Source organism: Saccharopolyspora sp. (assembly GCF_017434145.1).
GTDB classification, from domain to species: Bacteria; Actinomycetota; Actinomycetes; order Mycobacteriales; family Pseudonocardiaceae; genus Saccharopolyspora_C; species Saccharopolyspora_C galaxeae.
On sequence record NZ_JAFRFW010000288.1, the window covers coordinates 1 to 5,302 of the forward strand.

General features: G+C 72.6%; 1 protein-coding gene. It reads left to right on the forward strand.

Annotation, left to right across the window (positions count from 1 at the left end):
• Positions 1 to 5,302, forward strand: a 5,302-nt coding sequence (locus IJH84_RS08020; RefSeq protein WP_295142186.1) for a type I polyketide synthase, incomplete at both ends; no start/stop codon positions are given.

Genomic DNA, 5,302 nt, shown 5'->3' on the forward strand with positions numbered 1-5,302 from the left:
GCACCGCGACCGAAGGCTTCGGCGTGCACCCGGCGATGCTCGATGCGGGTGTGCAGGCTGCGGCGTGGCTCGGTGACCTCCCTGCGGGCGCGCTGCCGTTCTCCTGGCGGGGCATGTCCGTGCACGCCACCGGAGCCGAAACCCTGCGCGTGAAGATCACGCGCGCGGCCGACGCCGCCGTGTCGATCGCCGCGGCCGACGCCGCGGGAAATCCGGTCGTGTCCGTCGAATCCCTGCTGCTGCGGGCGGATTCCGGGCAGCAGAGCGCCGATGCGGACTCGCTGTACCGGCTGAACTGGACCGATGCCGAGCCCGCCGAGCCGGTCTCCTCGATCGCGGTCTTGGGCGAGTCCTTCGGTGACTGGCCGGTGCACGCCGACCTCGCCTCGATCAGCGAGGTGCCGGAGGTCGTGCTCGTCCCGATCCCCGCGACCGGTCCCGAGCCGGCGCGGGTGCACGAACTGACCGCCCACGTGCTCGGGCTGCTCCAGCAGTGGCAGCGCGACGACCGCTTCGCCGACGCACGGCTGGTTTTCGTCACGGAACCGCTCCGTCCCGCCGGGCAAGCCGATCCCGCCACCGCGGCGGTGTGGGGTCTGGTGCGGGCCGCGCTCGCCGAACACCCCGGCGCGTTCGGCCTCGTCGGCCTCGACGGCACCGCCGACTCCCTCGCCGCGCTGCCCGAGGCGCTGGGCACGCCCGAGCCGCAGCTCATCCGCGCAGGCTCCCGCAGCGTCGGGCGCTTGGCGCGGATCACCGAGCAGCCGCGGCGGGTCGACTGGGCCTCGTGCGGCCGCGTGCTCATCACCGGCGGCACCGGCGGCCTCGGCGGCGCGCTGGCCCGCCACCTCGTCACCGCGCACGGTGTCCGCGAGCTGCTGCTGGTCAGCCGCAGCGGCGCCGCGGCCGCGGGGGTGCCGGAGCTGCTGGACGAGCTCGCCGGGCTTTCCGGAGACGCCGACGTGCGCGTGGCAGCCTGCGACGTCGCCGACCGCGACGCGCTGCGCGACCTGCTGGCCGACAACCCCGTCGGCGCGGTCGTGCACACCGCCGGAATCCTCGACGACGGCGTGCTCGACTCGCTGGACCCCGAGCGGCTTTCCGCCGTGCTGCGGCCGAAGGTGGACGCCGCCTGGAACCTGCACGAACTCGCCGGCGACCTTGCCGAGTTCGTGCTGTTCTCCTCGCTGGCAGGCACATTCGGCGCCGCGGGCCAGGGCAACTACGCCGCCGCCAACGCCTACCTCGATGCCCTCGCCGAGCATCGGCGCGCCGAGGGCAAGCCCGCGGTGTCGCTGGCCTGGGGTCCGTGGGTGGAGACCGGTGGCATGACGGGCACGCTGTCCGAGGCCGACCGGCGCAGGCTCGCGCGCTCCGGCATCCCACCGCTGTCGCACCAGCAGGGCCTCGCGCTGTTCGACGCGGCGCTGCGCAGCGGGCAGGCCGCGCCGCTGCCGGTGCGGTTCGACTTCTCGGTGCTGCGGGGGCAGCGCGACGTGCCCGACCTGCTGCGCGGGCTGGTGCGCGCACCGGCCCGGCGGCGCGCGGCGAACGTGGGTGCCACGAGCACGCTCGGCGACCGCCTCACCGCGATGGGTGCGGACGAGCGCGCGGCGCACCTGCTGGAGCTGGTGCGCGGTCAGGCCGCCGCGGTCCTCGGCCACACCGATACGTCCGAAGTGGACTCCGAGCTGGCGTTCCAGGACCTCGGGTTCGACTCGCTGACCGCAGTCGAGCTGCGCAACCGGATCGCCGAGCAGACCGGTTTGCGGCTGCCCGCCACGCTGGTCTTCGACCACCCGACGGCGACCGCGCTGAGCACCCACCTGCTCGCCGAAATCCTCGGCGAGCGGCCGGAAACCACGCCGCAGCACGTGGCGCGCGAGGACGCCGGGGACGACCCGATCGTCATCGTCGGCATGGCCTGCCGCTACCCGGGCGGAGTGTCTTCGCCCGATGAGTTCTGGCAGCTCATCTCGGAGGGCGCGGACGCGATCTCCGGTTTCCCGTCCGACCGCGGCTGGGATCTCGACGCGCTCTACGACCCGGACCCGGACGCCGTCGGCACGTCGACCACCCGGCACGGCGGATTCCTGCACGACGCGGCGGAATTCGACCCGGCCTTCTTCGGAATGAGCCCGCGGGAGGCGCTGACCACCGACCCGCAGCAGCGGCTGCTGCTGGAGATCACCTGGGAGGCCGTGGAGCGCGCGGGGATCGATCCGGGATCGCTGCGCGGCAGCCCGACCGGGGTCTTCGCGGGCGTGATGTACAACGACTACAACGAAACGCTCTCCGCCGACGAGCACGGCGGCTACCAAGGGCATGGCAGCGCGGGCAGCATCGCCTCCGGCCGAGTGTCCTATACGTTCGGCTTCGAGGGGCCGGCGGTCACAGTGGACACCGCGTGTTCGTCTTCGCTGGTGGCGATGCATTGGGCGGCGCAAGCGCTGCGGTCCGGCGAGTGCTCGCTGGCCTTGGCGGGCGGTGTGACCGTGATGGCGACACCGGCGGCGTTCGTGGAGTTCTCCCGGCAGCGCGGTCTTTCCCCGGACGGGCGCTGCAAGGCGTTCGCGGATTCCGCGGACGGTGTCGGCTGGTCCGAAGGTGTCGGGATGCTCGTGTTGGAGCGGTTGTCGGATGCGCGCCGGAACGGGCACGAGGTGCTGGCGGTGCTGCGCGGCAGTGCGGTCAACCAGGACGGCGCCTCCAACGGGCTCACGGCGCCGAACGGTCCGTCGCAGCAGCGGGTGATCCGGCAGGCGTTGTCCAGCGCGGGATTGTCCACTCAGGACGTCGACGTGGTGGAGGCGCACGGCACCGGCACCAAGCTCGGTGACCCGATCGAGGCCCAGGCGCTGCTGGCCACTTACGGGCAGGATCGCTCGCAACCGCTGCTGCTGGGTTCGGTGAAGTCGAACATCGGGCACACCCAGGCCGCCGCCGGTGTCGCCGGAGTCATCAAGATGATCCTGGCGATGCGGCACGGACAGCTCCCGCGCACGTTGCACGCGGCCAGCCCGTCGTCCGAAGTGGACTGGTCTGCCGGAGCGGTCGAGCTGCTGGCCGAGTCCTCCGCATGGCCGGAGGTTGATCGCCCGCGCCGGGCCGGGGTCTCATCGTTCGGCATCAGTGGCACCAACGTGCACACGATCATCGAACAGGCCCCCGCGGTCGAGCGCCCGGATTCCGAGCCCGAACCGCGGCCCGCTGCGCTGGTCCTGTCCGCCCGAACCCCGGAAGCGCTGCGCGCGCAGGCCCTCCGGCTGGCCGAGCACCTGCGCGGACGCGGTTCCGCCCTCGGTGACCTCGGCTTCTCGCTGGCGACCACCCGGTCGCTCTTCGAGCACCGCGCGACCGTGCACGCGCACGACTCGGAGCAGGCGGCTGAAGCACTGACCGCACTGGCCGGAGGAACACCACATCCGGCCGTGGTCGAAAGCGGCCGCGGGACGGGTGAACTCGCCGCGCTGTTCACCGGTCAGGGCGCGCAGCGGCTCGGGATGGGCCGGGAGTTGTACGGGCGGTTCCCCGCGTTCGCGGAGGCTTTCGACGCAGCGGCCGCGGCGGTGGACGCCCATTCGGCGCTGCCGTTGCGGGAAGTCGTGTGGGGCGAGGACGCGGAGCCGTTGAACCGCACGGAATTCGCTCAACCCGCGTTGTTCGTGCTGGAAGTGGCCCTGTTCCGGCTCACGGAGCACTGGGGCGTGCGCCCGGCCTACCTCGCCGGGCACTCCATCGGCGAGATCGCGGCCGCGCACGTGGCGGGCGTGCTGTCGCTCGCGGACGCCGCGAAGCTGGTGACAGCCCGGGGACGGTTGATGCAGGCGTTGCCCGGCGGTGGCGCGATGACCGCGATCCGCGCAACTGAAGCCGAGGTCGCCGAGCAACTGGCAGGATACTCGGACGTCGGCATCGCCGCGATCAACGGGCCGCAATCGACCGTGATCTCCGGACCTGCCGAAGCGGTCGAAGAGATCGCCGCCCATTTCGCCGAGCAGGGGCGCAAGACGACCGCGCTGCGCGTCTCGCATGCCTTCCACTCGCCGCTGATGGACCCGGTGCTGGCCGACTTCCGCGACGTTCTCGCCGAAATCTCCTTCCACGAGCCGGAAATACCGATCGTCTCCACAGTGACCGGTGACCGGATCGCGGAGCTGGACGCCGACTACTGGGTCGAGCACGTCCGGCGCGAGGTGCGGTTCGCCGACGGTGTCCGGCGGCTCGCCGAACTCGGCGCGGACACCTTCCTGGAGATCGGTCCGGATGCGGTGCTCACCTCGCTGGCTCGCGAATCCACCGATGGCGCACTGATCCCGCTGCTGCGCGCCGATGAGCCGGAGGAATCCGTCGCGCTGCACGCGGCCGGGCAACTGCACGCCCGCGGCGTGCGCCCGGACTGGCGGCGGATGCTTCCGGACGCCCGCCCGGTCGAGCTGCCCACCTACCCGTTCCAGCGCCGCCGGTTCTGGCCGGAAGCCCCAGTGCGCTCCGGCGACGTAACTGCCGCGGGTATGCGCGCGGCCGGGCACCCGCTGCTCGGGGCCGCGGTGGAACTCGCCGACTCGGACGGGTTGCTGTTCACGAGCAGGCTCTCGCGGCGCACGCATCCGTGGCTGGCCGAGCACGTGGTCTCGGGCGCGGTGCTGGTGCCGGGCACGGCGCTGCTGGAGTTGGCGCTGCGCGCCGGAGCGGAATCCGGACACCCGCAGGTGGAGGAGTTGACGCTCGCCGCGCCGCTCGTGCTGCCCGAGCGAGGCGGGGTGCAGCTCCAAGTCCATGCCTCGTCCGAGGAATCCGGTACCCGCACGCTGACCGTCCACTCGCGACACGACGATGCGCAGGAATGGACGCTGCACGCCACCGGCACGCTCGTCGCCGAGACTGCTGCGGCGGACGAAGTCGCGTGGCCGCCTCCCGGAACCCCGCTGGACGTCGAAGGATGCTACGAGCGCTTCGCCGACCTCGGCTTCGAGTACGGCCCGCTGTTCCAGGGCTTGCGCGTCGCGTGGCAGGACGGCGACGAGCTGTTCGCGGAGGTCGACCTGCCCGACGAGGTCGACGCCGGCCGCTACGGGCTGCACCCGGCGCTGCTGGACTCCGCGCTGCACGCGGCGATGCTCACCGATGCCGAAGGTGGTGTCCCGTTCGCGTGGGAGGGCGTGTCGCTGCACGCCACCGGCGCCTCCGCGCTGCGCGTGCGACTGCGCCGGGCCGGTGAGGCGCTGAGCATCGCGCTGGTGGACGGTTCCGGAAACCCGGTCGCCACCATCCGCTCGCTGCGCACCCGCAAGCAGCAACC